The 26,472-nt window shown below is 63.5% G+C and carries 22 protein-coding genes and 1 tRNA gene; 13 read left to right on the top strand and 10 right to left on the bottom strand.

Annotated features, from left to right (window positions below):
- Positions 1 to 17: 17 nt before the first annotated feature.
- The 8 genes from ACYQZ5_RS06270 to ACYQZ5_RS06235 all read right to left on the bottom strand — a co-directional run bounded on the left by ACYQZ5_RS06270 (position 18) and on the right by ACYQZ5_RS06235 (position 13,714).
- On the bottom strand, positions 18 to 1,250 hold the full coding sequence (locus ACYQZ5_RS06270) for a DNA double-strand break repair nuclease NurA (RefSeq protein WP_379730363.1): 1,233 nt from the start codon (positions 1,248 to 1,250) through the stop codon (positions 18 to 20).
- Positions 1,250 to 3,973: an AAA family ATPase gene (locus ACYQZ5_RS06265; protein WP_379730362.1), complete on the bottom strand. Its 2,724-nt coding sequence runs from the start codon at positions 3,971 to 3,973 to the stop codon at positions 1,250 to 1,252. The genes ACYQZ5_RS06270 and ACYQZ5_RS06265 overlap by 1 nt, the downstream gene beginning before the upstream one ends.
- Positions 3,970 to 5,373 (bottom strand): metallophosphoesterase family protein, encoded by a 1,404-nt coding sequence (locus ACYQZ5_RS06260; protein ID WP_379730361.1) that lies wholly within the window; start codon positions 5,371 to 5,373, stop codon positions 3,970 to 3,972. The genes ACYQZ5_RS06265 and ACYQZ5_RS06260 overlap by 4 nt, the downstream gene beginning before the upstream one ends.
- A gap of 235 nt (positions 5,374 to 5,608) precedes the next feature.
- On the bottom strand, positions 5,609 to 7,702 hold the full coding sequence (locus ACYQZ5_RS06255; RefSeq protein WP_379730360.1) for a minichromosome maintenance protein MCM: 2,094 nt from the start codon (positions 7,700 to 7,702) through the stop codon (positions 5,609 to 5,611).
- 117 nt (positions 7,703 to 7,819) lie between these two features.
- Complete coding sequence (locus ACYQZ5_RS06250) at positions 7,820 to 10,255, bottom strand: DEAD/DEAH box helicase (protein ID WP_379730359.1); 2,436 nt, start codon at positions 10,253 to 10,255, stop codon at positions 7,820 to 7,822.
- Between the two features lie 2 nt (positions 10,256 to 10,257).
- Positions 10,258 to 11,697 carry a ribonuclease H-like domain-containing protein gene (locus ACYQZ5_RS06245; protein WP_379730358.1) on the bottom strand — a complete coding sequence of 480 codons (1,440 nt, stop codon included), beginning with the start codon at positions 11,695 to 11,697 and terminating at the stop codon, positions 10,258 to 10,260.
- Positions 11,698 to 11,795: 98 nt separating this feature from the next.
- Positions 11,796 to 12,638, bottom strand: coding sequence for a hypothetical protein (locus tag ACYQZ5_RS06240; protein WP_379730357.1), 843 nt, complete (start codon positions 12,636 to 12,638; stop codon positions 11,796 to 11,798).
- A 158-nt stretch (positions 12,639 to 12,796) separates the two neighbouring features.
- Complete coding sequence (locus ACYQZ5_RS06235) at positions 12,797 to 13,714, bottom strand: hypothetical protein (RefSeq protein ID WP_379730356.1); 918 nt, start codon at positions 13,712 to 13,714, stop codon at positions 12,797 to 12,799.
- A gap of 616 nt (positions 13,715 to 14,330) precedes the next feature.
- Between ACYQZ5_RS06235 and ACYQZ5_RS06230 the strand changes: the two genes are divergently transcribed.
- The gene (locus ACYQZ5_RS06230; RefSeq protein WP_379730355.1) at positions 14,331 to 14,633 is read left to right on the top strand and encodes a hypothetical protein; all 303 of its coding nucleotides are present in this window, start codon (positions 14,331 to 14,333) and stop codon (positions 14,631 to 14,633) included.
- 81 nt (positions 14,634 to 14,714) lie between these two features.
- Positions 14,715 to 15,053, top strand: a complete 339-nt coding sequence (locus ACYQZ5_RS06225; protein ID WP_379730354.1) for a TraB/GumN family protein — start codon at positions 14,715 to 14,717, stop codon at positions 15,051 to 15,053.
- 225 nt (positions 15,054 to 15,278) lie between these two features.
- Here the strand turns inward: ACYQZ5_RS06225 and ACYQZ5_RS06220 are convergent.
- Positions 15,279 to 15,353, bottom strand: a tRNA-Arg gene (locus ACYQZ5_RS06220).
- Between the two features lie 212 nt (positions 15,354 to 15,565).
- Between ACYQZ5_RS06220 and ACYQZ5_RS06215 the strand changes: the two genes are divergently transcribed.
- Both ACYQZ5_RS06215 and ACYQZ5_RS06210 read left to right on the top strand, forming a co-directional pair.
- The gene (locus ACYQZ5_RS06215) at positions 15,566 to 16,174 is read left to right on the top strand and encodes an RAD55 family ATPase (RefSeq protein ID WP_379730353.1); all 609 of its coding nucleotides are present in this window, start codon (positions 15,566 to 15,568) and stop codon (positions 16,172 to 16,174) included.
- 38 nt (positions 16,175 to 16,212) lie between these two features.
- Positions 16,213 to 16,641 (top strand): CoA-binding protein, encoded by a 429-nt coding sequence (locus ACYQZ5_RS06210; RefSeq protein ID WP_379730352.1) that lies wholly within the window; start codon positions 16,213 to 16,215, stop codon positions 16,639 to 16,641.
- A 7-nt stretch (positions 16,642 to 16,648) separates the two neighbouring features.
- Here the strand turns inward: ACYQZ5_RS06210 and ACYQZ5_RS06205 are convergent, their stop codons facing one another.
- A complete protein-coding gene (locus ACYQZ5_RS06205) occupies positions 16,649 to 18,019 on the bottom strand; it encodes a phosphohexomutase domain-containing protein (RefSeq protein ID WP_459845512.1) in 1,371 nt (456 codons plus the stop codon).
- 92 nt (positions 18,020 to 18,111) lie between these two features.
- Between ACYQZ5_RS06205 and ACYQZ5_RS06200 the strand changes: the two genes are divergently transcribed.
- From ACYQZ5_RS06200 to ACYQZ5_RS06160, 9 genes are all read left to right on the top strand, one after another.
- Complete coding sequence (locus ACYQZ5_RS06200; protein WP_379731521.1) at positions 18,112 to 18,402, top strand: acylphosphatase; 291 nt, start codon at positions 18,112 to 18,114, stop codon at positions 18,400 to 18,402.
- A gap of 68 nt (positions 18,403 to 18,470) precedes the next feature.
- Entirely contained in the window at positions 18,471 to 19,199 is a 729-nt protein-coding gene (locus ACYQZ5_RS06195; protein ID WP_379731523.1) for a fumarylacetoacetate hydrolase family protein, read from the top strand.
- Positions 19,196 to 19,555 carry an antibiotic biosynthesis monooxygenase gene (locus ACYQZ5_RS06190; RefSeq protein WP_379731524.1) on the top strand — a complete coding sequence of 120 codons (360 nt, stop codon included), beginning with the start codon at positions 19,196 to 19,198 and terminating at the stop codon, positions 19,553 to 19,555. Before ACYQZ5_RS06195 ends, ACYQZ5_RS06190 begins: the two co-directional genes overlap by 4 nt.
- A 196-nt stretch (positions 19,556 to 19,751) precedes the next feature.
- The gene (locus ACYQZ5_RS06185) at positions 19,752 to 20,039 is read left to right on the top strand and encodes a DUF5798 family protein (RefSeq protein ID WP_379731525.1); all 288 of its coding nucleotides are present in this window, start codon (positions 19,752 to 19,754) and stop codon (positions 20,037 to 20,039) included.
- Between the two features lie 65 nt (positions 20,040 to 20,104).
- The gene (locus tag ACYQZ5_RS06180; protein ID WP_379731526.1) at positions 20,105 to 21,085 is read left to right on the top strand and encodes a PLP-dependent cysteine synthase family protein; all 981 of its coding nucleotides are present in this window, start codon (positions 20,105 to 20,107) and stop codon (positions 21,083 to 21,085) included.
- A 302-nt stretch (positions 21,086 to 21,387) separates the two neighbouring features.
- The gene (locus ACYQZ5_RS06175) at positions 21,388 to 22,458 is read left to right on the top strand and encodes a BMP family lipoprotein (protein ID WP_379731529.1); all 1,071 of its coding nucleotides are present in this window, start codon (positions 21,388 to 21,390) and stop codon (positions 22,456 to 22,458) included.
- Positions 22,459 to 22,528: 70 nt separating this feature from the next.
- Positions 22,529 to 24,088 (top strand): ABC transporter ATP-binding protein, encoded by a 1,560-nt coding sequence (locus ACYQZ5_RS06170; RefSeq protein ID WP_379731527.1) that lies wholly within the window; start codon positions 22,529 to 22,531, stop codon positions 24,086 to 24,088.
- Positions 24,085 to 25,215: an ABC transporter permease gene (locus ACYQZ5_RS06165; RefSeq protein ID WP_379817687.1), complete on the top strand. Its 1,131-nt coding sequence runs from the start codon at positions 24,085 to 24,087 to the stop codon at positions 25,213 to 25,215. Before ACYQZ5_RS06170 ends, ACYQZ5_RS06165 begins: the two co-directional genes overlap by 4 nt.
- Positions 25,212 to 26,441: an ABC transporter permease gene (locus tag ACYQZ5_RS06160; RefSeq protein ID WP_379817685.1), complete on the top strand. Its 1,230-nt coding sequence runs from the start codon at positions 25,212 to 25,214 to the stop codon at positions 26,439 to 26,441. Before ACYQZ5_RS06165 ends, ACYQZ5_RS06160 begins: the two co-directional genes overlap by 4 nt.
- Positions 26,442 to 26,472: the final 31 nt, after the last annotated feature.

The following is a 26,472-nucleotide window of genomic DNA, read 5'->3' as shown; positions in this document are numbered from 1 at the left end:
GCGGTTGGATTGGCTGTTCAGCGGCGGCGGCGTTCTTTGCTCAGGTTCTTGGCGTTCCACTCGATCGGCAGGTCTTCTTCCTCGGCGAAGTTCTGGACAAGGGCGAGGAACCGTCGCTTCGCGCCGGTGTCGAGCACGGCGTTCGCGTCCGCTTGCTGGACGATCTCCGGGTAACCACGGCCGACGCCGGCCTCTGCGCGGACGACGTCGAACACGTATTCGAGAAGATCGTCGCGAAGTACCCACCCGGGGAACTCGAGGTAGTCCATTGCGTCCCCGTCGGGGATGTCGAGGTAGCCGAACAGGACGTCAGTCCCAAACTCGTACTCGTCGCCGCGGTACCGGCACTGCATGGCGTCGACGGTTCCGTCTTGTCGGTGGATGAAGGCTTGGGAGCGGTCGCCCCAGTTGTCTGTGAATCCTTCGAGGATGCGGGAGTCTGCGACGAACGGTTCATCCCCGAGTCGGTCGCGGTACGTTCGCCGAAGGAGTTTCGCGATGTTCGTCCGGCTGCTCCCAGCTGAGTACCCGACGACGGGAACGCCGTGGTGTTCGCTTGCGGCGAGAACTCGGGCCATTGTCCGCCGGTAGTAGTCGTCGCGTACGTCTGGCGAGTACGTGTTGGCGAACGTCGGGACAAGCGGGCCGTCGTAAATGACGACTGGCGGAGGATCGCAGGTGGAGAACTGTTCGATGCAGTCGATGACTGTTTGTCCTTCGTCGCGGTAGCGTTCGTGCCCTGGTGCTCGCCCGTCCGGGTACCTGATACCGTCCTCGTCATCGGATTTCTCGGTGACGGCATTCGGTCCCAGGATGCGTGTGTTGAGGCCTTCCTCGTAGTCGCCGTCCTCGTGATGATGATTCGCGTTCCACGCGACTTGTACAAGTCCGAGTGGAACCGTGAATTCGTCTGTCGGTCCGAGTTCTGACCCGTCAGCGGCGATTGTCGTTACGCCCTCCAGCACGTTTTTTCCGTACTCGTTCACCGCTTCGTGATTGTCCCACGCGGCGGATTCGTCGAACGTGATGATGGGTGAGTCGGCGTCGTCCCACTCGGTGGTTGGCAACGCGCCCGGATACCGATCAGGGCCGAGTACAGCTCGAAGCGGGGACGCGCTGTGTTCGTCAAGCGCGTCGCGGAGGGCTTCCCGATACTGTTCGACTGTTTCTTCCTCGTCTTCAGCGAACTCTCGGATCTCCGCTGCGTGGTCGCGAAGGTCGTTGAGGACTGCCTCCGGGTAGAACGGCATTACTCCGACACCACCCGCGTCACTTCCCGATCTTCGTCTTTTTCGAGTTCGATGGTTCGTTCGGTCATCGATTCGAACGTCCGGTCGTGGCTGACAACGAGGAGTTGGTTGAGTTGGTCGAGGTCATCCAACTGGCTCACGAGGTTCTGTTTCTTCTGCCGGTCGAGGTTCGCGGTGGGCTCGTCAAGGAACGCCACGCCGACGGACGCCAGTTGTTCGAGGATTGCGAGCCGGACGGACAGCGCGGCGGCCATCTTTTCGCCGCCAGAGAGCGTGTCGAAGGGCTTGTTCTGCCCGCGGACGCGAACCCGCAGGTTGTACGTCTTGTCCCAGACGAGCGTCTCCGTCGGGTTGCCGCGGAGCTGCTGGAAGATGCCGTTCGCGCGGTCGCCGATCTCGCTGGTGATGAGGTCGCGCAGGTCTTCAGCACCCTGCTGGAGGCTGTTGCGCGCCCACCGAGCAAACTCCTGGTCGCGCTCTAACTCGGTGACTTCGTCTTCGAGACCTTGCTTGCGCTCCTGCTTCTCTTCGAGTTCCGCGAGTTCATCTCGAGCCTCTTCGAGGTCCTCCTGCGCATCGTCGAGTTTCTGTTCCGTTTTGGCGTGTTGCGTGTTCAATTCCCCGAGCTCTTCCTGGACCTCGTTGGGCCGTTCGGCGTCGAACTCATCCTGAAGTGACTCGACGCGATCCTCAACGTCGTCGCGTTCCGATTTCAGTTCCTCGAGTTCCTCCTGTTCGTCTTCAACTTCCTGCCGGCGGTCGGGGAGCTCCTCCGCCTTGTCCACGTTCTTGACGTACTTCGTGTGGGCGTCCTCGGTCTCATCGATGACCTCTTTAACGCGGTCGATCTCGTCGTCGAGCCCTTCGTACTCCGCTAAGTCGTCCCGGAGTTCGCGGTACTCGACGCGTTTCTCACCCAGCTCGTCCCGAGTGTCGCGGAGTTTCCCCGGGACGTCGTCCGCGCTTTCGACCGTGGCCTTCGCCGTGTGGTAGTCATCGACGACGCCTTCGAGGTTGTCCAGTTCGTCTCGCTTTTCCGGCAGTGCTGCGACTTCGTCCTCGAGTTCGTCTTGCTCGTCTCGGAGGTCCTGTTTCTCCTCGCGGAGGTCGTCGATCTCTCCTTCGACACGTTCGAGTTTGTCTTCCAACCGCGGGATTTCATCGACCTCTTCCTTAGCGTCTTCTGCCGACTCGATTTCCTCCTCAATCTGTTCGCGTTCGTCCGCTACCTCGGGGAATTCTTCCTCGGTGATTTCCTCGATACGGGCCTCGTTTCGCTCGATGACCTTCTCGCGGTGGTCGGGAGTGACCGGCCGGTCACACGTCGGACAGGACACTTCCGACTCCTCGTCCAGGTCGAGCCCGCGGAGTTCCTGATTCTGGTCGTGGAGATCCTCTCTCTCGTTCTCCAGCGTCTGCTTTCGAGCGATGAGGTCTTGCCGCTCGTCTTGGAGGTCAGAAAGCCGGTCGGCTTCCTCGCGCTTCGCCTCGGCGTCTTCTATCTCCGCTTCGATTCCGTCAGCTTCCTCTTCTAGTTCCTCTATCTCGTCGTCTATTTCTTCTAGCCTCTCGTCTATCTCCTCGATTCGGACCTTGTCGTCTTCGAGGTCGCTGATCTGCTCCTCGAGTGATTCGTACCGCTCTTTCTTGGGTTCCAGTTCCTCGACCGTCCCCTGTGCCTCCCTCGCCTCTCGTAAGTCCTGCTTGTGGCGACTGATCTGGTCTTTCAGACGGTCGATCTGACCCCCGACGTCGGAAAGATAGTCTTCCAGTTGGTCACGCTCGTCGCGTTTCTCCTCGAGATCGTCGAGCCGATCCTGCGCGTCCTCGTGGCGCTGGTAGTCGTCCTGGACGTCCTCGATGATCTCCTTCGCTTCTTTCGCCTCCTCACGCTGTTCCTCCGCGTTTTCGAGAGCATTCCGCTGTGCGGGGATCTTCGTCTCTTCGAGAGACTCCAGTTCCTGTCTGGCCTCCTGGAGACTGTTCTCGAGTTCTTCTAACTCCTCTTTCTCTTCCTCGAATTCCTCGATCTCTTCGGTGAGCGACTGGAGTTCCTGCTCCAGTTCTTCGACGGCTTCCTCGTGCTCCTCTACTTCGTCCTTTACCTCGGGAAGATCCTCGAGCTTGGCTTCGAGTCGCGTAATCTCCTCTTCGAGTTCGTTGATGTCGTCCTCGAACTCGTCCTCCAGCCCGCTCAGCGACTTGTAGGCTTCCCGATACCGCTCGATGTCGAAAAGCGGGTCGAACGTGTCGATGCGGTCCTTCTCGGTCTTCGTGAAGTCCGAGAGGAAGTCCGTCTGGGGGACGCCGACGCTCCGCTCCCACGCCTCGGACAGGTCGTCCGGATCATCGATACCCAATTGGTTGCAGATCCAGTCTTTGACCTCGCTGTTCGTGTCCAACCCCAGGTTGTCGCCGTTCTCGTCCAAGACGTCGTACTTCGACCGCCCCGCCCAGCGGCGAACGGTATACGTCTCCCCCGTCGCTCGGTTCGTGAACGTGACCTCGACGTGTCCGGAACTCTCGCCGTCGCGGACCAACCGATCCTGATTTCGGAAGGGATGGGTATCGAAGAGGGCGTAGCCGACACCCTCCTGAATGGTGCTCTTTCCAGATCCGTTGTCGCCGAGGATGGCCGTCACGCCGTTCCCCAGGTCGATCGTCGTCTCGTCGCCGTAGCTCTTGAAGTTCTCCAGTGTGACTTGATCAATGACGATGCTCATTCGGAACTCACCTCGTTCGTCGCTTCGTTTGCATCCCCTGTGTCGGCTGTTTCACCTGGCCCATCAGGGAAGAGCTCTCGGCGCCGCTCTCTGAGGTAATCCGCGACTTCAGAGACGTTCTGCTCGTCTTCGTTGACCAAATCCTCTACCTGGTCTAACGTTGCGGCGACCTCTTCTGCTTCCCCGCTGTATCTGGACTCGCCGGCGATCGTCGTGAACACTTTCTCCTGCAGGGCATCCGTGTTGACGGTTCCGTCCGGATTGAATGCCTCATCGCGTTCGAGATCACCGAGTAGCTCTTGGACTGCTTTCCGCTCAGTGTGGTTCGTCGGTTGGACGTACAGTGCATCCAACTCTTCTTCGGCGAGGTCGGTGAGTGTCTCGACGTCGAATGTGGTGTGGTCGAGTAGCAGCGTGCCGTCGAAGCGGACGTTGATGATCGGCTCCCGCCGGTTCCCTCGAGCATCAACATGAATGTCGCGCTGACAAACGTCCTCGACGTCTGGCTGTGCGTTTTCCAGTTCCGTTTCGAAGTCGGTGCGGAGGTCTTCGAACGTCCGGTACCCTGAAACGTCGAAATTCAGCGTATAATACGGACGACGCTTGGAGAGGTGATGATCGGCGGCATCCGACACGGTGTCGTAGATGTAGTAGCCGTGGCTGTCCTCCCAGCGGCCTTCTTGGATGTCAAAGGCTTCGAGGCTACCGGGATTTCGAGCTCCCGTCCCGCTTTCAAACTGTTTGTGGATGTGGCCGAGGGCGATGTAATCGACGAGATCTTCGAGGTCGGTGAGGGCTGCTCGCGCGACGTTCGCCCCCAAGTCGGGGACAGCGTCATCGATGCCGAAGTGAGCGAGGAGAACCGTTGTGTCCGGTTCGTCTTCGCTCTGGTTTACTGCTCGGATGCCGTCCACGACGTTCGGAAGGTCTCGCTCGATGTACGCGCCTCGGTATTGAAGGCCGAAGCAACGAACGAGCTCGTCGTCGCGTTCGAGATCTACGTAGCCGCCACCGCCCTGCCGCGGATCAGTCACATCAGTCGGTGCGAACGTCGCTCGGTCGTCGGCCAGTTCCGCCGACAGGAGTGTTATCAGACCCTTATTGTTCAGGTATTCCAGCCACGTCAGGTCTCGTCGCCGACTCATGTTCTCGTCGTGATTGCCGGGCGAGACGATAACAGGCTGTGAGACCGTTTCGAGTACCTTTTCGGTCTGCTGTAGCGTCTGCGGACGGATATCCCGAGAATCGAAGAGATCACCCGGAATCAGAATCGCGTCCGTCTCGCGTTCACGTGCTTGTGACAAGAAATGCTGGAACGATAAGCGAGCGTCCGTTGCCCGTTGCTTGAGTCCATACTGATGATGGCCAAGATGGATATCGGCCGCGTGTGCCAAGCGCATAGTTCAGAACCCCCCAGCTGATGATGCTTTGCCGATCAGACGATAACTCGTCGCTGATGTAGTCTCGCCACGCATGCTTTCGATAACCATAGTATAGGAAACAGAACTGTTAAAAGTAGCTACACCGCGGTGAAAGTAATAACTCACGAGGATGCGTTTCAGGTATAAATGCGTGTAGCTGGGTCCAGTAGCCCTCGATAGGTAACCGTGACCACTCGCGAAGGTACGATTGTGCCTATGTTGTCCGAAGGTGATCTTCGACAGGTTCGTACAACTCTCCTTTATTTCGGAGGCTTTCGATCTCTCTCTGAACTTTATCGACGCTCATACCGACTTCCCCAGCACGATCAAACACTTCCTCGATAGGCGCTCCTGCGTCGTATTCCTCCTCAATGTCACCGATTAGCGCTTTTACACTCTTGATCCGGTCTCGTTGAGACTTACTCGCTCCCGTCTCAACCACTTCTGCATCGAACTCTCCCGCGTCAGGATCGACGCCGATATCTTCCAACGTTGAGCGAACGATTTCGATGACGCGCTCGGCGTCCCGCTCTTCAACGGTATCGGATAACCGCATCCGTGCCGAGGCCTCGGCAAGCCGAACTAATCCTTCTAGCTTCCGCGCGCTTACCGGCACGGGGGCATCTTCGTCGGCTCCTTTTGCTCGCATGTCGACGTAGAACTCTTCGATTGCCTCCTTCGCTGCTTCAGACATCGTTGGGTAGACGTTACGTTTGGCGTAGGCGATGTACTTCCGCAGTAACTCGGCGTCGATGGCTGGGGTCACTGCTTCGATGCTCTCGGCGGCTGAGTCAGGGACTTCACCGTTCTGCCAGTTCTCTTGTTGGGCGGTTATCTCGCCGGCTTGGTTGGTCGTAAGCACATGCTCGGCTAACTCGCTGTCGTGTTCCGGGTCGGGCTGGTCGGTGAACGTGAAGATCAGGTCGAACCGGGAGATGAGTCCTGGCATGAGGTCGATCTGCTTGCCGATTGGTTCGTACTGGTCGAACCGCCCGTACTTCGGGTTCGCTGTTGCCAGTACGGACGCTTCAGCCGGTAGTGTTTCCGTGACACTGGCTTTGCTCATGTTCAGGACCTGCTGTGCCATCGGTCCCTCCAATGCGATCTGTGCGTCTTCAGGCAGCCCGTCGAGGTGGTCGATACACGCGAGTCCGTGGTCGGCGAGGACGATGGCTCCGGCTTGGAGTTCCCACGGGTCGGATTCGCCGCTTGAGGGTGTCGCGGCGGCAGTGATCCCGACCTTTGTTGACTGGGCTCCGTTGACGTTGACGGAGCGCGGTGCGAGGTTTGACGCTGCTTTCAGGAGTGTCGTCTTTGCCGTGGCGGGGTCGCCGATGAACAGGAGGTGAATGTCGCCGCGGATTAGTGAGTCGTCGGGGAGTCGTTTTGTGACGCCGCCGAAGAGCTGCATCGCAAGCGCTTGCTTTCCTTGGTCGTAGCCGTAGACGGTTGGGGCGATGGATTGACTGATCTTCTCGATGACGTCGGGATCGTTTGAGAGTTCGACGATCGCGGCGATGTCCTCGTCGGTGATAGTGAGATGCGGGTACTCGGCTGCGTCTGCTGTCGAGACGACGTCGATGAATTTGTCGTGGATCGTGGCGTCGTAGTAGTTGTTGCTGTCGCTGATTCGTGTGAGAATGCCGGTTATCGAGGCTGTCTCACCGGGTGTGAGTTCGTCGACGAGGTCATCGGCGAGGTGGATGACGATTGATTCGCGGTTGAGTTCGTCGCCGTCTCCTGGTGTTCGTTCGAGGATCCGTGCTCGCTGGAAATCTTTGATCTCGGATTGGTCGTCGTGGATCTCGAATGGGCCTTGTCGTTCACAGCCTTGGCACTCGTGTGGTTCTTTCTCTCCGAAAGCCGGTTGCGGTATGTAGGTCATCGTCCCACAGCGCTGGCACTCGAACGCGGCTTCGACGACGCGGCTCTTGATTCGGGAGGTTGATTCGACGGTTCCAGAGATGCGGATGAGGTCGTTAAGATCATCGCTGCGAATGTCGGTGAGTCTCCGCTCGTGTTCTGTCGGGAGGCTATGTAGTCGGACGTGGACGTCGTGGAGGCTCACGTCTGCTGAGAGGGTGTACTGGCGGAGTGCTTCCTCAGCGTACTCTCGCATTCGCGCTGGTTTCGCTTGGTAGTCTTCAGCGAGATCACGGTCAAAGGTGAAGAGGTCGGTGTAGGAAATGTAGAGTGAGCGTCGGTCGTTCGGGTATGCGTCAGCGAGTTCCTCAATCTCGTCTTCGTAGAAGTGCTGGTAGAATTGAGTGAACCGTTCTGTGAGTTCCTGTGTTTCCTTGGGGGGCATGGTTCGAACGAGAACTGCTGCACAAATAAACAGTCTCCTCGAAGAGAGTGTCACTACTCCCGATGGCTCTTGAGGGGCTGCCTATTTGACCGAGAAGGCGAATCCGGGGTTGTAAACTCAGTTGGATGTGGTTGTTTCGACTTGGTTGATCGCTTTTCGGAGGAGACTCACGGCGGCTGGTCGGTGGAGTGGTTCGTTTTGGTTCCCGCATTGGTTGCTCATCAGGCAGGCGGGGCAGCCGACATCACGCCCGCAGTCACAATCGTCGATCCGGTCAAGGGTTCGCTGTGCGACTGCTTGGAAGTTTTCGTAGATGCTGTGGGCGAATCCGATGCCGCCTTCGACGGCGTCGTGGATGAACCATACGGGGGATTCGACCTCTGGGTGGTGAAGGGTAGATAGTCCGCCCATGTCGCTGTTGTCTAATCGGAGTTCGAGGGGGGCCATTTTGATCATGCCGTGTTCGCCGCCGTGAAGGCCGCCGGTCATCGTGTACTCTTCTTCGCCCAGCGATGCGAACTCAGATTTCTCAGTCGGCTGAATGTAGGAATCGGCTGGGATTTCTCGAAGGACTTGGGTGATCGCTTGGTCGGGGAACGCAATCCACATGAGTTGCGTTCGGATTGAGATCGGGTCCAGGTCGATGGGGACGAGCGGTTCGACGACTTCGCCGGTGTGAATGTTGATGACGTTGTAGGCGCTGTAGTTGATGTGCACGGTCCCCATGCCGGCACAGAGCTGGTACCCGTTTCCGAGGTCGTACGAGCGGTCGACTTCTAGGTCGGTGATTTGCTTATCGTGGATTGCTTGCGTGTAGTTCGGGGAGTGGGACTTTTTGACGGTCACGTGCGGGCGGATGCGGTCTTCAACGACGTCTTGCACCTCGTACTGAACACCATCGTGGAGGATTAGCGCGCCGGGGTAGAACTCGCGGTAGACCCGTTCTTTGTCGAGGGGTTCCATGTCGATGTCGCCGTCTTCCTGCCGGACTTCGTACTGTTCGTCCGTGGTGGCGTACATCGAAATGTCGCTTTGGGGCCGGGCGGACCCGTTGTACTGCGCTCCGCGGTCCAAATCACCGACCATCTGCCCAGCCGCCTGCCACATGTCGATGGCCTGGGCGAGCCGGTCTTCGGACCCGAACCACTCCGCATCGGCTTCTGTGAGTGGGTGTTCGGAGGCAGCACAGAGCACGTGCTTGGCGTAGACGGGGTTGTTTGAGAGGTCGACGACGGCATCCTCGACGTTTTCTTCGAGGACGTACGCCGGGTTGTTCAGGATGTACTGGTCGATCGCGTCGGATTGCGGGACGAATACGGAGAGGGAGTCGGTGGTGCCGCGGCCGGCGCGGCCGATTCGTTGCCAGAAGGATTGACGGGTGCCAGGGTACCCGGCGAGTACGGTGGCGTCCATCGATCCGATGTCGATTCCGAGTTCTAAGGCGCTCGTTGAGATGACACCGTCGAGATCGCCGCTGCTCAGTTTGTTCTCGATGGCGCGGCGTTTCTGTTTGCTGAGGCCGGCGTGGTACGGGTCGATGTCGACATAGTTACTGTCTGGATGGTCCCGGGCAGCCTCGATCGCGCGTTTCACACCGATTTCTGTGCCTTGGCGTGAGTCGGTGAACATCAGTGTCTGCACGTCGTTTTTAGCGAGGTGGACGAGGGCGCCTGCGGCTTCGTCGTCGGCGTTCCGACGCATCGACGGGAGGATTTCGTCCTCTTCTAACGCATCGACGGGCCCGTCTGTTTCTTGAAGCGGTGGCTCCCAGAACGCGATTTCCCGGCGGCCGTGCGGGCTGCCGTCGTCGTCGATGACCTGAAAATCGGTCCCAGTCAGGAGCTCGGAGTGTTCGCGGGGGTTCCCGATGGTGGCTGTTGAGCAGACGAGCTGTGGGTCGGAGCCGTAGTGGTCGAGGAGTCGTCGGAGTCGCCGGATGACCCATGCGACGTGCATTCCGTGAACGCCGGTGTACGTGTGGCACTCGTCGACGGCGACGAGTTCGCAGTTCTGGAAGACGTCCCGCCACTTCATGTGGGACTCCAAGTACTGGTTCATCCCGGCGAAATTGGAGATGACGACGTCGACGCGGTCCCTGATGAGTTTCTTCCGGTCGTCTTTCGTATCACCGTCGTACGTCTCGGCGAGGGCGTCGATGCCGAGTTGATCGAACAGGTCGTTAATCGCTCGTTCCTGATCTGAACTCAGTGCTTTCGTTGGGTACAGGAATAAGGCGCGGGCGTCCGGGTCCTGCAGTTTCCGAAGGCAGAAGTACAGCGTGTAAATCCACGTTTTCCCGGAGGATGTGGACGTGGAGACGGTGACGTTGTTGCCGGCCTGTAACTCCTGGATCGCCGCGGCCTGATGACTGTAGAGGTCGTGTTCGAGTGAGGCTGCGAGCGTCTCGGGGAGCACGTCGGTGGCGGGGACTCGGTCTGCCTCTCTCGGTGGGTCTGTGATCGTGTCGACGAGTTGGCCTTCGTACTCGGGGAACGTTTCTTCGAGCGTGTCGGTGTTCAGGACCGTGTCGAGTGAAGGGGTGGTGTTGCTCATTGTTAGAAGTCGTCGAGTGTTCCTTGGGACGTGCTGTCTTCGGTTGTTGAGGTGGATCCGCGGCTGCTGGTCGTCAGTCGCTGCGTTGCTGTTTCGACCTGGTCATAGATGTGGGCGAGTGCACGAACGTCGTCCTCGCAGTACCGTTTGTGTCGCTCCCAATCCAGCTCGGTGGCGGGGCACGGATTCGCAGCGTATCGTTGGAATAGCCGGCCGACTTCAGCGCCCGTGAGCCCGGTGTCGAGTGGGTCCCAGCCGAGTGCTGGCGCGACGTCGTCGAGTTTGTTCGTTAACCCGGGGAGGAGTGCGTTGTTCTGTCTAACTGCCCAGTCGTACAGGTCGAATCGGTGTGTGCTGTCCCAGAAGTCGAAGTATTGGGGGCAGTGCTCGACGATGTGTTCCTCGATGACCGGGAAATCGAAGTCCCACCCGTTGTAGGCGACGATCGGCCGGTTGGCACCGTGTTCGGACAGCCAGGAGAGGAATGCTTCGAGCGCCGCTGCTGGCTTCGCCGGGTCGGTCTCAATGAACGGCATATACCGGTCGTCTTGTGACGGGAGGTAGACGCCGATGAGCCAGATGACCGTTGGGTTGAGGCCATCCGTCTCGATGTCGATGAAGATCGGGTCGTTCGCGGGAAGGCTTGCTCCCGGTGCTTTCCGGATCTCGCCGTGTTCGATGACTTGTGCGGATTCGATTGCTGTTCTGGCTGTTTTCTGCCCGAACTTCGAGAGCTGGGAGATTTCGTGTACTGAGGCTGATGCGAGGTCCTGTCGGGATTGAATGCCGGCGTCCCTGAGCGTCGCGGCGCGTGCCCGGCCGACCTGGTCGACGGCTTGAAGCCCGAAGTTCCCCAGTTCTCTCGTCCTTTCCCCGACGACACCATCGTCCTGTAGTTCGAAGTGTGCGACGCCTGCGCCGCTGGCTCCTTGCTGTTTGTTTGCCCCGGGCATTACGCCTTGAACATCGATGCCGTCCCACTCTGCGCGGTACTTCGGGTTCGCTTCGATAGTGAGGTGCGTGAACGCGTCAACGGCATCGTGCTCGTCGAACGGGGCTCGGTACTCTGCGAGGCCGTCGAGATGGGCTTCCAAGTCGATTAGATCGACGGAGACGCTCAACTGATCGGAGAGGATATAGCACTCCGGGCGATCCTCGGGCGCACCAGTTTGTGTTAACTGGATGGTTTCCTCCAGTTCGGCCGGTGTCGAGGCCCAGACTATCCGCGTATCGTCATCGCACGCGATCTGAGTGGCCCGGCCACGGGCAAGCGGTTGGGTCATCACCTCCACGGAATCCGGGAGCGTGTCTTGGAGAAACGGTTCGTGGACCTGGTCCGGGGTGAAGACGATCTCAGAGTCGAAGTAGTGGACGATGTCTTTGAGTTGGGTTCTTCCACACCGTTCGATCGTCGTCCCGGGGAGGACCGTGAGACCGATCATGGACTACCTCCAGTTACTGCTGGTCGGAGTGTTGGCTCCGGTGCTTGCCTTCGACTGTGCAGTATTCGGCCGATCGGCGTGTGTGCATTCATGAGTGGTCACCCGCGGTGGTCCCCGTCTACGAGGGCTAAGTCACACTGTGCGCGGAAGCGACAGCTTGCACATTGCTTCCAGTGATTCGCACCGTCAGGGTCATCGCCACCGTCTCGCCAGAACGCTGCGTACGCCCGGAGTTGCTTCCCGCGTTCACTGTCCCGTTCGTACGTGATCGGATGGCGGCGAATGTTCGGATGCAGTGAGGAGTCTTCGTCGAGTTGGACGGTGATGTCGTCACCGTCTTCGGCGGCGAGCAGAAGCTGTGCTCTGCTCACTTCGACGGCGTCGAACTTCGACTGCGGGTACTTGAGGTACCGAACCGAAAGGTCTGAGACGTCGAACCCGATCCGGTCCAGCAAGTTACCGTGACACCACAGCAGGAACTCCTCGTTTGGGAAGAGTCGTTCCGTGTACGGGTCTTTGGTGACGCCGCGAACGAGCGTCAGTTGGGATGGTTGACTCTCGGTGAACCGGAGAAACATCGGGCGGCCCACCAGTACCATGTTCACGAGTTCGTGTGCGAATGGGGGGTAGATCAGCGACACATCCCCTGACTGGATCTCATCCCATACGTCCTCAAGCGTATACTCGTCATCGGTTGCGGCCGTTGTTTCGGCGAGTTCGCTGTGTTGTTCGCGGCCTCGAACGAGCCGCTCCGGGAGTGACTCTTCATCCCAGCCCTGGTCACGTTGGAACTGTGCTTTCTGCTCACAGTAGTGCTGTGTCTCGAGCATGCTGAGCGGGAGGATCCGCTCTGGATCGGCGTCCGACAGCGAGTCGAACAGGGATAACTGGTCTTGGGCGATCTGCGAGGGCGCTGGTTTGTGGCCCGTGCTCCCAGCCATGTCACATCATAGACTCGCATATACCATAGGGTTCCTCATTTCACGAAATCCGCCGCCGTATAGCGATAATGGTAATCATATTGACTGTTTATTTAAGTAGTAGTGAAGCCACAGGAGTGCAGGCTACTCAGTTGCTTATCCGCAAATTCTCAGCGTCGCTATTGTTCTCGTTCCGCTTCCAGACTTGCTTCGACTTCCTCAGTTTGCTCCCCGAAGATCGCGTCGAACTCTCCCGGCTCGTCGTCAATGAACGTCGCGAGCGCGTCGAAGGACGTGATTTCGTATTCGAATGCGAGGTAGTCCGCGGTCGCGGGCCCGATGTGCTGTATTGCTTGTAAGTCGTCGGTGAATTCGAGCTGGTTGTCCACCAACCATTCGTGTGCGTTTTCGAGTGCTGCCTCTGGATCGAGTTCATCCGCATCGCTCACCGATGGGGACCAGCCTTTCCGGTACCACGAATGCCGGTGGTCATCAGGTGCGTTCGTCGTGATCGTTGTTGTCCCGTCAGGTGTCGGTGTGGCCGTCAATCGGAAGCCGCCAGTGGATTCCCAGCGGATGCGGCTCGAACTGTTGGCCGTCAACTCCCACCCGTGGAATTCGTCTTGCGGGTCAAGGCCGGCTAATCGACCGCCGCTCGTGAATGCGTCGCCGGTGGAGAATCCACCGACGTGGTTCGCTGCGACCGATTGGATGATGTCACGGTCGACACCCGTGTCTCGTTCAATGTCGACGGCGTCGGCTGTACCGAGGAGGTCGTCGACGCTCGTGTACCCAGCGTCTGCGAGTGCGACGAGGCAAGTCCGGTTGAGTTCGGTCTCAGCGTGGAGTGTGTCGCCGATCTTCCCGGCTTGGCAGTATTCGAGGTACTGCGCTGCTTCGTCGCTGGCGATGCGGATCGGGACTGGGCCAGCCTTGGCAGTGGTTGTTTCTGTATCGACAAAATCTGACAGTGAGTACGGAGAGGCTCCGAGTGGTTCCCACGTGTCGTCGTCTTCGTCGTACACCTCGAGATCGTGACCAGGAGCAAAGTACCGGGGTTGCTGGTCGTGTGCGAAGGTGAGCAGGGTTCTGTTCACGGGCGAGTGATGGAAGCGTGATACGAAAAACGTAGGGGCTCAGGTACTGACCGGCCGTCAAACTGCTCGGCAGCGAGGACGCGTTCAGTATCATCGAAACACAGGCCGAAGCGTTTGAGACTAGCCGCATTGATGCTGGTGAGGCAAGTTGCGTCGCGGCGACGCGAACCCGGGACACATCGTTTCTTGTCACCGACGACTATCGAGCGCTCCCCGAGCTTCAAGAATTGGTGGACGCCGATGTCATGTTGTCCCCTATCGTGCTCCGAGCGCTTGTCAATCGAGGGACGTGGTCCGAACAACGAGCGCAAACCGCCTTTGAGAAGATCCCAGAGGGACATGACTGGCTCGGTGCGCCGATCTATCGGTACGCACGACAGCTCTTCGAAGATTGACGGTCGGTCTCTCTTCGTCGAACAGTGGGCAACACCTGTTGACTCGGTCGAGAGTTGTTGAGATTTGGCGCGGCAACTTTGCAATTTTTTAAGTGGATTCTCGACTGTCGCCCGTATGAAGCAGTTCCGACATGTGAATGCACGACTCGTGAAAGTACGGCTCACCGGGGGTGTTTTCCACCAAGCAGGCTGTTCAACTGCCTCCCAGGGGGTGGACGGCGATGCCTGAGGACCGGCGACCTATCGACGCGACCGGGATCACGAACAGCGACACGGCTGGACGCGTCGGCGGCATCCACGTGCTGGGAGTCCTGCACAGTACTCCACTTGCGATCGCTCGGGTAACCGGGGCGATCACGCGGTACGGGCCTGATGTCGTCGCCGTCGAAGCGTGTGCCGACGCGATCCAGCAGTACCACCCGGATGTGCAGGACGCGCGGCGGCCACCTCGTGACGAAGTCGAGGCTGCGGCGTACATCACGGACCGTTGGTACGACCTGCTACTCGCCGGGATCGACACATGAGAGTACGAGAGCACGGCGGACTTCGCGGAAATCGACGCCGAGGCGTTTACCGAACTCGGGTACCTTGACTCGCCGGAGGAGTTGACGCGCTCTACGTACCGCGAACTGAATCTTCCGGCGATTCGCCGGTGGCGCGAGATAACGGAACAACGCGTCCCGGATCAGTTCCAGACCGTGATTGCTGACCGCGACGCCGTGATGGCGGGTCACCTGCACGCGCTCGCGGAGCAAGACGAGGGTGAAACGATCGTCGCCGCAGTCGGCGTCCAACATCTGACTGGGGTGCTCGATCTGCTGCGCGATCCGGCGAGTATCCCTGATGACCTCATCGAGAACCCGCCGGTGGTCGATTATCAGTTGTTCCCGCGGGACTCGCCGTACTCTAGCGCCTCATCAACACAGCCGGGCGGGATTCGATAAGCTTCGCGGCGGAACCGATCTTCGACCTCGTTTGACGACCGCGAGTAGGCGCAGATCGACTGCCACCCAAGTATTATGTGTCCTGAGTGATATTCAAATGTAGGCGAATCGCATGACACCGGCGACCCCCGTTCCGGAGCGTGATGAAATCAACACGGCCGCGGAGGGGTTACTTTATAAGGGTCGTACCGCCGTCTGCCAAATGTTGATCGTCACGCAGAAGGATGGGCGCTGCAGGATTTGAACCCGCGACAGCTTGGTCCGAAGCCAAGTACTCTGTCCAGGCTGAGCTAAGCGCCCGACACGCCTTCGTACTGCAGACCCACAGTTAAGTCACTCGGTTCGGAACGGCAGTTCGCCCGCCGGCGTCGGCGTCGTCGGCGCCCCCGATCATCCACCAATCACAAAGAATAATAACGCCTCAGGGCATCGTCTAACCATCCGATGACTCCTGGGCAGATTGGGTACCGCGTCACCGTAGGATCTACCCGCTGTCCGCTCTCCGCCGCCTAATGTACGATCTCCAGCCACATCTCGACGCGACCGTTGAGCCCGGGACCAACATCCTGTTCACGGGACCGCCGCTCTCGGGCAAGCGGGCGCTCTGTCTCGATCTGTTGGCTGCGGGCACCGAGAACGGCGAGGGGTCGATCATCGTCACCACCAAAGACAGCGGCGACGTGATGCTCGAACGCTTCGCCGAGCGGACGAGCTACGAGAGCCGGCCGGTCGCCGTCGTCGACTGCGTGACGAAACAGCAGGGTGACGACGTGCCCGAGCGAAACCGGGTCAAGTACGCCTCATCGCCCGTTGACATGACCGGCATCGGGATCCAGCTCTCGGAGTTCCTGCAGGCGTTCTACCAGGACCGGAACATCACCAACAACCGCGTGATGCTCCACTCGCTGACGACGCTGCTGATGTACTCGGACCTCCAGACCGTGTTCCGCTTCCTCCACGTGTTCACCGGCCGCGTCCAGAGCGTCGACGGCCTCGGACTCTACTGCATCGACGAGACGGCCCACGACCAGCAGACGCTCAACACGCTCAAACAGCTGTTCGACGGCGTCGTCGAAATACGCGAGGACGAGGAGCCGGTGATCCACCTCGCGGACGCCTGAGCCGACCACCTATCACCGTGGAGCCACAACCGACAGCCATGCCCATCACCGACGACGACGGCCTGCGCGAACTGCTCGACGCCGACACCATCGCGGTCGTCGGCTGCTCCACGACCGAGGGGAAGGCCGCCCACGACGTCCCGAACTACCTCCAGCAGCACGGCTACCGGATCGTCCCGATCAACCCCTACGCCGACGAGATCCTCGGCGAGCGGGCGTACGACTCCCTCGCCGACGTGGACGAGGAGATCGACCTCGTCGACGTGTTCCGGCCCAGCGAGGAGACGCCGGGCGTCGTCGAGGACGTGATCGACCGCCACGAGAGCCGGGGCGACGCCGACGCGGTGTGGCTCCAACTGGGAATCGAGAACGACGAAGCCGCCGAACTGGCCGAGGAGGCGGGCCTCGACTTCGTGCAGGACCGCTGCATCAAGATCGAGCACGACCGACTGATCGCGTCAGCGTAGAGCCGGGCTACTCTGCTTCGGCGATCGCGTCCTCGACGACCGTCCGCGCCGCCTCCGACAGCGTCTCCACGTCCTCGCTCTCCGCGTAGATCCGGAGGTACGGCTCGGTCCCGCTCGGTCGCACGAGTACCCACGACGCGTCCGGGAGCTCCAGTCGGACGCCGTACTCGTCGTCGACAGTCGCCTCCGGGAACCGCTCCGGCAGCGTCTCCGCGAGGCGAGCCATCGCGTCGACCTTGGCGTCGTCGGCACACGGGACGCTCACCTTCCTGTACGGGCGCTCGGGGATCGGCTCGCGGCGCTCCGCGAGCGGGATCTCCGCGGCGAGGCGGGCGAGCACCGCCGCGGAGGCGACGCCGTCGATCCAGCCACCGAAGCGCGTGTGGACGTGTTTCCACGGCTCCGCGGCGAACGCCACATCGGCGCCCCCATCCCGCGCGTCGGCGATGCCGTCGTGGAGGTAGCCCAGCGCGACGCGCTCGACGCGGCCGCCCGCGGCGCGGACGCGCTCGTCGATGCGCGCGGAGGCGTTGGGCGTGGTCACGACCGTCGGGTCCTCGCTGTCGGCGTCCGCGACGTACTCCTCGGCCAGCATCGCGAGTACGGTGTCCTCGTGAACGACCTCGCCGTCGCCAGTCAGGACGACGATCCGGTCGGCGTCGCCGTCGTGGGCGATCCCGAGGTCGAACGCACCGTCCTCCAAGAACCGGATACAGTCACCGAGCGTCTCCTCGGTGGGCTTGCTCCCGCGGCCGGGGAAGTGGCCGTCGACGTTGCCGTTGAGCGTGACGACTTCGGCGCCCAGTTCGCGGAGCACCTGCGGCGTCGCGAGCGACGCCATCCCGTTGCCGCAGTCGACGACGACCCGGAGGCCGTCGAGGGCCGCGCCGAACCCCTCGGCGTAGTCGACGACCGCGTCGCGGTAGTCGTCGAGCACCTCGGCACTCTCGTGGCTACCCCAACTGTCCCATTCGGTCGGCTCGGTGCCCTCCGCGATCCGGCCCTCGATCCGGGCCTCCGCGGCGCCGCTGTACTCGACGCCGTCCCTGAACAGTTTGATCCCGTTGTCTTCCGGGGGGTTGTGGGAGGCCGTGATCGCGACGCCGTAGCGACTCCGGCTCGCGTACGCGAGCGCTGGCGTGGGCGCCTGCCCGATCTCGACCACGTCGGCGCCCGCCGAGGTCAGCCCCGAGGCCATCGCGTCGACCAGCGCCCGTCCCGTCTCGCGGCCGTCGCGGGCGACGACGAACTCGACGCTTTCCTCGTCAGCCTGCGCCCGTGCGTCGGCGGCGGCCGCCTGCCCCACGCGCAGCGCCAGCGACGGCGTCACCGTCTCCCGCGCGTCGCCACGAATACCGGCGGTTCCGAACAGTTCCATGGTCGGTCGGTCGGCGCGGGGCTACTTTGCCTGCCCGGTTCCGGACGCTCGCGGGCGTCGCAGTTAAGTATCGCTCCGCGGATCGTTCCGGCATGAGCGATTCCGACTACGTCCGGGCGCGCGTCCACGTCAGCGGGACCGTTCAGGGCGTCGCGTACCGAGCCAACACCGAGGAGACCGCGAAGAAACGCGGCGTCAACGGCTGGGTCCGGAACAGGGATGACGGCCGGGTCGAGGCCGTGTTCGAGGGCGACTCACGGTCGGTGGAGTCGATGATCGGCTGGTGTCACACCGGTAGCCCCCGTGCGGACGTCGAGAACGTCGAGGTGGTCTACGAGGAGCCGCAGGACGCCGACGGGTTCCACGTCCGCTGGTCGGGGTGAGCCGGATCGTCGGAGTCGGATCACCGGAGCCGGAACGACTTAGCGGGGCGGGACCGACCGACACGGTGATGCGACACGCACGCTTCCGAGATCCGAGCGGCGCGGTTCGAAACGGCGAGTGGCACGGCGATTCGGTCAGCTTCGCGGGCGAGACGTACGATCTCGACGAGGTCGAACTGCTCGCACCGAGCGAGCCGAGCAAGGTGCTCTGTGTCGGGCGCAACTACGTCGCCCACGCCGAGGAGCACGACGCCGACGTGCCGGATCGCCCCCTCCTCTTCCTGAAGGGGCCGAACACCGTCGCGGGCCACGGCGACACCGTTACGCTGCCCGCGGGGAAGGAGCGCGTCGAGTGGGAGGCCGAACTCGGCGTCGTGATCGAGAAGCAGGCGAAGAACGTCGACAAAGAGGACGCGATGGAGTACGTCGCGGGCTACACCTGCGTCGACGACGTCTCCAACCGCGACGACCAGCGCAGCGAGTCCCAGTGGGTGCGCGGCAAGGCGTTCGACGGCGCGGCGCCGATCGGCCCCTGCGTGGCCGACCCCGAGCACGTCCCCGAGGACGCGACGGTCCAGACCCGCGTCAACGGCGAGGTGCAGCAGGACGCCACGATCGACCAGATGGTGTTCGACGTGCCGACGCTGATCGAGGAGGCAACCCAGTACATGACGCTCGAACCGGGCGACGTGATCGCGACCGGCACCCCCGAGGGCGTCGGCCCGTTCGATGACGGCGATCACGTCGAGATCGAAGTCCAGGGCGTCGGGACGCTCGAACACGAGGTGCAGCGGTGAGCGGGAGCGACGAGCCGGCCGCGGGCGACGACGGGGCGATCGTCCGCGTCTGGCACGGCTGGACCGACCCCGCAGACGCCGACGCCTACGAGCGGTTCCTCACCGATCCCGAGGAGGGGCTGCTGGAGACGCTCGACGGCGACGGCTACCTCGGCTACGACCTGCTCCGGCGCGAGGCCGGCGGGGAGGTGGAGTTCGTGACCCAGATCCGCTTCGCCGACTACGACGCCGTCGCCGAGTTCGCCGGCGAGAACTACGAGCGGGCGCACGTCCCCGAGGAGGCGCGGGAACTGCTCGCCCGCTGGGAGGACGAGGCGACACACTACGACCACCGCGGCGCGGCACGGACGGCGTAGCGACTCGGCGACCGGCGTTCAGCCGGCCGGTCACTTCCCCCACACCGCGGCCGCCCATCGGGAGTCCCCCGACCGGATGGCCGCGCTGGTCCGGGCGAACGTCCGTCGGATCGACCGGGGCGGGCGGCTGGCGAAGCAGGTCGTCTGAGCCCGAACCACCGGAACCGACACAAACCCCCGTCCCCATTCCCCGGATATGGTTGGACTCGGAAGCACCGCACAGAAGCTCCAGACGGTCGCGGAGAAAGCCGAGAAGCTGTACGAGCGAATGAACAAGCTCCGCGAGGAGGTCGAGGAGACACAGCAGACCGTCGACGAAACTCAGGAGCGCGTGGGGCGCATCGAGGAGGAGATGGCCGAACAGCGCGCCGTCCTCGACGCGATCGCCGAGGAGCACGACGTCGACGTCGACGCCGTCGCCGCCGAGGCCCACATCACCGAGGCCGAAGCCGACGACGGGGACGCGGCGACCACCGACGACTGACCGCCCCGGACGGGGGGTTTCTCGCAGATGGTAAGCTACACAAACGCCACTCCCCACGTTCGAGTATGACCACTCATCGGGAACCGCTGGACTCGGTCCTCGACACCATCGGCGAGACGCCGCTGGTGCGGGTCCACGATAGCCCCGACGCCGTCCCCGTCTACGCCAAGCTGGAGTCGTTCAACCCCGGCGCCAGCATCAAAGACCGCATCGGGAAGTACATGCTCGAAGGGATGCTGGAGCAGGGCGACGTCGACCCCGGCGGGACGATCATCGAGCCGACCGCGGGCAACACGGGGATCGGGATCGCCGTCGCCGCCGGGCAGTTGGACCTGAACGCCGTGTTCGTCGTCCCCGAACGGTTCTCCGTGGAGAAACAGCAGCTCATGCGCGCGCTGGGCGCCGACGTGATCAACACGCCCAGCGAGGACGGGATGGGTCGCGCGATCGAGCGCGCCCACGAACTCGCCGACGAACTCGACAACGCCGCGGTCCCCCAGCAGTTCTCGAACCCCCTCAACGCCGAGGCCCACTACGAGACGACCGGTCCCGAGATATACGACGCGCTCGACGGCGAAGTGGGGGCACTGGTCGCCGGCTGTGGCACCGCGGGCACGCTGATGGGGATGGCCCGCTACGGCCGCGAGCAGCATCCGGACACCCACGTCGTCGCGGTCGAGCCAGAGGGGTCGCTGTACGGCACGCTGCTCGGCGAGGACCGCGAGGAGGGCGAGTACAAGACCGAGGGGATCGGCACCCACGACGTCTCGACCAACGAGCTGTTCGACCCCGAACTCGTCGACACGGTCCACGCGGTGCCGGACCGGGACTCCCACGCCGAGGTCCAGCGGCTCGCCGCCGAGGAGGGCCACCTCGTCGCCTCCAGCGCGGGCGCGAACGCCGTGGCGGCGAAGAAAGTGGCCCGACGCATCGCCGACGGCGAGGTCGACGCCCCCTACGACGCGGTGGTGACGGTGTTCCCCGACTCCAGCGAGCGCTACCTCTCGAAGGGTATCTACGGCGAGTTCGAGGAGTGGGAGGGCTGATCGGGCCGGGACGCGGCCGGAGGCGGCGCGCGCGACCCCATAGCGGGGTGTGAGTGCCGTAACCACGGTGCGGCGGCCGCGTCGCTCCGTGTCGGGACGGCTGTCGAGTTCGTAGCGGCGATCCAGCGAGTACCCACAAACGTGTGTACTCGTTTGGTGGACAGTGTCCGAATCGGGGGAAAATCGTACAGATCCGTGCGACAGACCCCCAGAGACGTGTCAACGATCGGTCTCGAGTGCGCCGCGAAACGACGGGCTTAACCCCGGTTCACAGAGAGAAGCGCACAACGATGCGCGACCAGATCGATCGGCGGACGTTCGTCGGCGGCGCGGCTGGCATGGCACTGACCGGACTGGCTGGCTGTCTCGGCGGCGGGGGCAGCGGCGCCGAGACGAACGTCGGGATGGTGTACGCCCTCGGCGGGCTGGGCGACGAGGCGTTCAACGACATGGCCCACGCGGGCATCCAGCGCGCCGAGGAGGAGCTGGGTATCGCGTACGACAACACGGAGCCGACCGGACAGAGCGAGTTCGGAACGTTCCAGAGCCAGTTCGCGTCGTCGACGGACCCCAACTACGACCTGATCGGCTGTATCGGGTTCGCCCAGCGGAGCGCGCTGCAGGAGAACGCCTCGGAGTACCCCGACCAGAACTTCATGCTGGTCGACGCCGAGCTCGACGCCGACAACGTGGCTTCCTACACGTTCCGCGAACACGAGGGTTCGTTCCAGGTCGGCCACCTCGCCGGGCTGCTGTCGACCCGCGAGTTCAGCCACGAGGGCACCTACAGCGGCACCGAGAAGACGTTCTCCAGCAACCCCGACGAGAAGGTGGTCGGCTTCGTCGGCGGGAAGGAGAACCCCCTGATCAAGAAGTTCGAGGCCGGGTTCATCGCCGGCGTCGAACACGCTGACTCCGAGATCGAGGTACGCACGGCGTACGCCGGCTCGTGGAACGATCCGGGCCGCGGGCAGGAGATCGCCGGCTCGATGTACGACGAGGGCGCCGACATCGTCTACCACGCCGCGGGCGCCACCGGCGGCGGCGTGTTCAACGCGGCCGGCGAGCGCGGCCGGCTCGCGATCGGCGTCGACAGCGACCAGTCGCTGAGCAGCGACGCCAGCCACACGATCGTCGCGAGCATGGTCAAGCACGTCGACACCGCAGTGTTCAACGCGGTCCAGAACGTCGTCAACGACGAGTTCCAGGGCGGCTCCACCATCGCGCTCGGGCTGGACGACGAGGGCGTCGAAGCCGTCATCGGCACCGAGTACGAGGGCGAGATCCCGCAGGACGTCCTCGACGCGCTCGACAGCTCGCGGCAGGCGATTCAGGACGGCGAGATCGACGTGCCGACCGAGCCCGAGAACTGAGCTCGCGACGACGGGTCGCTCGCCCCGGCCCCGGGGCCGAACCACCCTCCACCCCCCCGAACCAACACAGATGAGCGCGCCAGCGGTCGACCTCAGACGGATCACCAAACAGTTCCCGGGCGTCCTCGCGAACGACGAGGTCGACCTCACCGTCGAACGCGGGAGCGTCCACGCCCTCCTCGGCGAGAACGGGGCGGGCAAGACGACGCTGATGAACGTCCTCTACGGCCTCTACAAGCCCACCTCGGGCACCGTCGTCGTCGACGGTGAGGAGCGGACGTTCGACTCCCCCCGGGACGCGATCGACGCCGGCATCGGCATGATCCACCAGCACTTCATGCTCGTGGAGCCGATGACCGTGACCCAGAACGTCGTGCTCGGCGACGAGCCACGGAAGTGGGCCGGGCTCGCGGTCGATCGCGAGGCCGCCCGCGAGGCGGTCGCCGAACTCGCCGACCGCTACGGGTTCGACGTGGACCCCGAAGCGACCGTCGGCGACCTCTCGGTGGGCGAACGACAGCGCATCGAGATCCTGAAGGCGCTGTACCGGGGCGCCGACATCCTGATCCTCGACGAGCCGACGGCGGTGCTCACCCCGCAGGAAGTCGAGGAGCTGTTCGACGTGTTCGACGAACTCACCGCGGCCGGGAAGACGATCATCTTCATCAGCCACAAGCTGCGCGAGGTGACCGCCGCCGCCGACGAGGTGACCGTCCTCCGGGACGGAAGAAACGTCGGCACCGTCGAGACCGACGCGGTCGACGACACCGAACTCGCGGAGATGATGGTCGGCCGCGAGGTGCTGTTCGACACGGAGAAATCGCCCGTCGAGGCGGGTTCGATCGGCCTCGCCGCGCGCGACCTCGTGGTCGAGGACGACCGCGGGGTCCGCGCCGTCGACGGCGTCGATATCGAGGTCGCCGAGGGCGAAGTGTTCGGGATCGCCGGTGTCGACGGCAACGGCCAGTCGGAGCTTGTCGAGGCGATCACCGGCCTGCGGACGCCCGCCAGCGGGCAGATCTCCCTCGACGGCGAGGACGTGACCGACGCCTCCCGCCGTCACCGGATCGAGTCGGGGATGGCGTACGTCCCCGAGGACCGACAGGCCCGGGGGCTGGTGATGTCGTACGACCTGACCGAGAACGGGCTGCTCGGCAGCCAGCGGGCGCCGCAGTTCGCCGACGGTGGCCGCATCCGCTGGGACGACGCCGAGGCCCACGCCGACTCGATCGTCGAGGAGTACGACGTGCGGCCCGCGGACGCGAACGCGGAGGCCCGCTCGCTCTCGGGCGGGAACCAACAGAAGTTCATCGTCGGCCGGGAGTTCGCCCGCGACCCGGAGGCGGTCGTCGCCTCCCACCCCACCCGCGGCGTCGACGTGGGGAGCGTGGAGTTCATCCACGACCGGCTGCTTGACCTCCGCGAGGACGGGGCGGCGGTGCTGCTGGTCTCCTCGAAACTCGACGAGGTCCGGAGCCTCTCGGACCGGCTGGGCGTGATGCACGACGGCGAACTGGTCGACGTGGTCGATCCCGCCGCGGTCACCGAGGAGCAGTTGGGGCTGCTGATGGCGGGGGAACGGCCGGACGACGTGCCGCGGGCGACCGTGCGGGCCGGGGGTGAGCGATGAACCCCGACCGCCTGCCGGACCCCATCGCGGGTCTACTGGGGCGGCTCGTCGACGCCTCCGCGGGCGAGCGGCTGCTCGTCAGCGTCGCCGCGCTGGTGACCGCGATCCTGCTCGGCGGGGTCGTCACGCTGGTCGCGGGCGTGTTCGCGGAGTGTGCGACGCCGATCGTCGGCCCGTTCTGTTACAACCCCCTCGCGGTGTACCGCTACCTGTTCCTCGCGCCGCTTTTCGACTCGTTCGTCCTGCAGGAGACGCTGAAGAACTCCGCGCTGCTTTTGTTCACGGGGCTGGCCGTCGCCGTCTCGTTCCGCGCGGGGCTGTTCAACATCGGGACGCAGGGCCAACTCGTGCTCGGCGCGCTCGCGGCCGCACTCGTCGCCGTCTGGGTGGGGCCGGCCGCGCCTTCGGGGCCGGTCGGCGGCGCGCTGATCGCGGTCGTGGCGATGGTCGCCGGCGCGGTCGTCGGCGGCCTCTACGCCGCGATCCCGGGAGCGCTGAAGGCGTACGCCGACGCGAACGAGGTGATCACCACCATCATGCTGAACTTCGTCGCGAGCGACGTGGCCTTTTTCCTCGTCTCGGCGTACTTCCAGAAGCCCGGCAGCGGGAGCGTCGAGACGCGTGACGTGCCCGCCGCCGCGCGGTTCGGGCCGGAGATCGCGTTGGTGATGGCGATCGCCCTGACGCTGCTGATTACCTACCTGCTCTGGGGGACCGCGTTCGGCTACGACCTCCGGACCGCCGGCATCCAGCCCGACGCCGCGGACTACGCGGGCGTCGACGCCGAGCGCATGGTCGTCACGAGCATGACGCTCTCCGGAATGATCGGCGGCCTCGGCGGCGCGGTCTGGGTGCTGATGTCCGTCGGGCGCTGGGTCAACGGCGTCCCCTCGCTGGGGTTCGACGGGATCACGGTGTCGGTGCTCGCGAGCAACAACCCCCTCGGGGTGCTGTTCGCCGGGCCGCTGTTCGGCACGATGCAGGCGGGGAGCCTCTCGATCGACTTCCAACTGGGCGTGCCCAGACAGCTCGTCGGCGTCATTCGGGGGCTGGTGATCCTGCTGGTCGCCATGCCCGAGTTCTTCCGGACGCTCGGCGTGCGCTGGGGGATGGGGGGTGGCCGATGAACGCGATCAAGCGCCTCGCGCTGCTCGCGGTCAGCACGCTCGCCGTGGGCGCGGTGGTGCTGGTCGGCCAGCTGTTCCCGAACACGCCGGCGGGCGAGCTCGCGAACGTGCTCGACGCGGGCTACGCCGCCTCCGCGCTCCGGCTCGCGGTCCCGATCGCGTTCGCCGCGCTTGGCGGGATTTTCGCCGAGCGCAGCGGCGTGATCAACATCGGCCTCGAGGGGCTGCTGATCGTCGGCGCGTTCACCGGCGTCGCCGTCGCCCACTGGACGATCGGCGAGGGCGGCGTGAGCCTCGGGCCGGGGGTCGTGCTCCTGCTCGTGATCGCCGTCCTGCTCGCAGTCGCGGGCGCGATGCTCGGCCTGCTCGGCGACTCGCTCCGGGAGATCGCAGTCCGCGGCGGTGGCGGTGTGCTCGCGGTCGCGGTGCTCGCCGGACTCACGGTCGCGCTCGTGGGGCCGACGCTCGCGGCGACGTGGATCGCGTTCTACGTCGCGGTGCTCGTCAGCGGGGCGTTCTCGCTGCTGTTCGCGGTCGTCACCATCGAGTACCGCGCGGATCAGGTGATCGCGGGGCTGGCGGTCTGGCTGATCGCGCTCGGGGCGGCCCCCTTCGCCAGCAACGTCATCTGGGGCAGCGTGAACTCCCCCGGCGTGGACACGCTCGGGACGTGGACGGTGCCGCTGCTCTCGGAGCTTCCGGCGGTCGGCTCGGTGCTGTTCGACGCCGAGCCGGTCGTCTACTTCCTGCTGATCGCGACGCCGCTGTCGTGGTACGTCCTGACCCAGACCTCCTTCGGCTACTGGGTCCGCGCGAGCGGCGAGAACCCCAAGGCGCTCGACACCGCGGGGGTCGACGTCCGGCGCGTGCGCTACGCCGCCGTGTTGATCTCGGGGGTGTTCTCGGGGATCGGCGGCGCCGGCCTCTCGCTCGGTCGCGTGGGCAACTTCGTCGGCAGCGGGACGACGATGGTCGACGGGCGCGGCTGGATCGGCATCACCGCGATGCTGTTCGGGAACTACAACCCCTTCGGCGCGTTCGGCGCCTCGCTGTTGTTCGCGGCGCTGGACGCGCTCCAGTTCCGCCTCCAGCAGCTGAACTACGCGATCCCCGACTCGCTGATCCAGACGGTGCCCTACATCACGGTGATCGTCGTGCTCGCGCTGGTCGGACGAACCAGAACGCCCGACGCGGCCGGCGAGCACTACGACGCCGACGAGGACTGATCGGCGACGGCCCGTCCCCCGCCGGGGGGCC

The sequence above is a fragment of the Halolamina salina genome (assembly GCF_054653455.1).
This window is presented reverse-complemented; position numbering and strand designations above follow the sequence as displayed.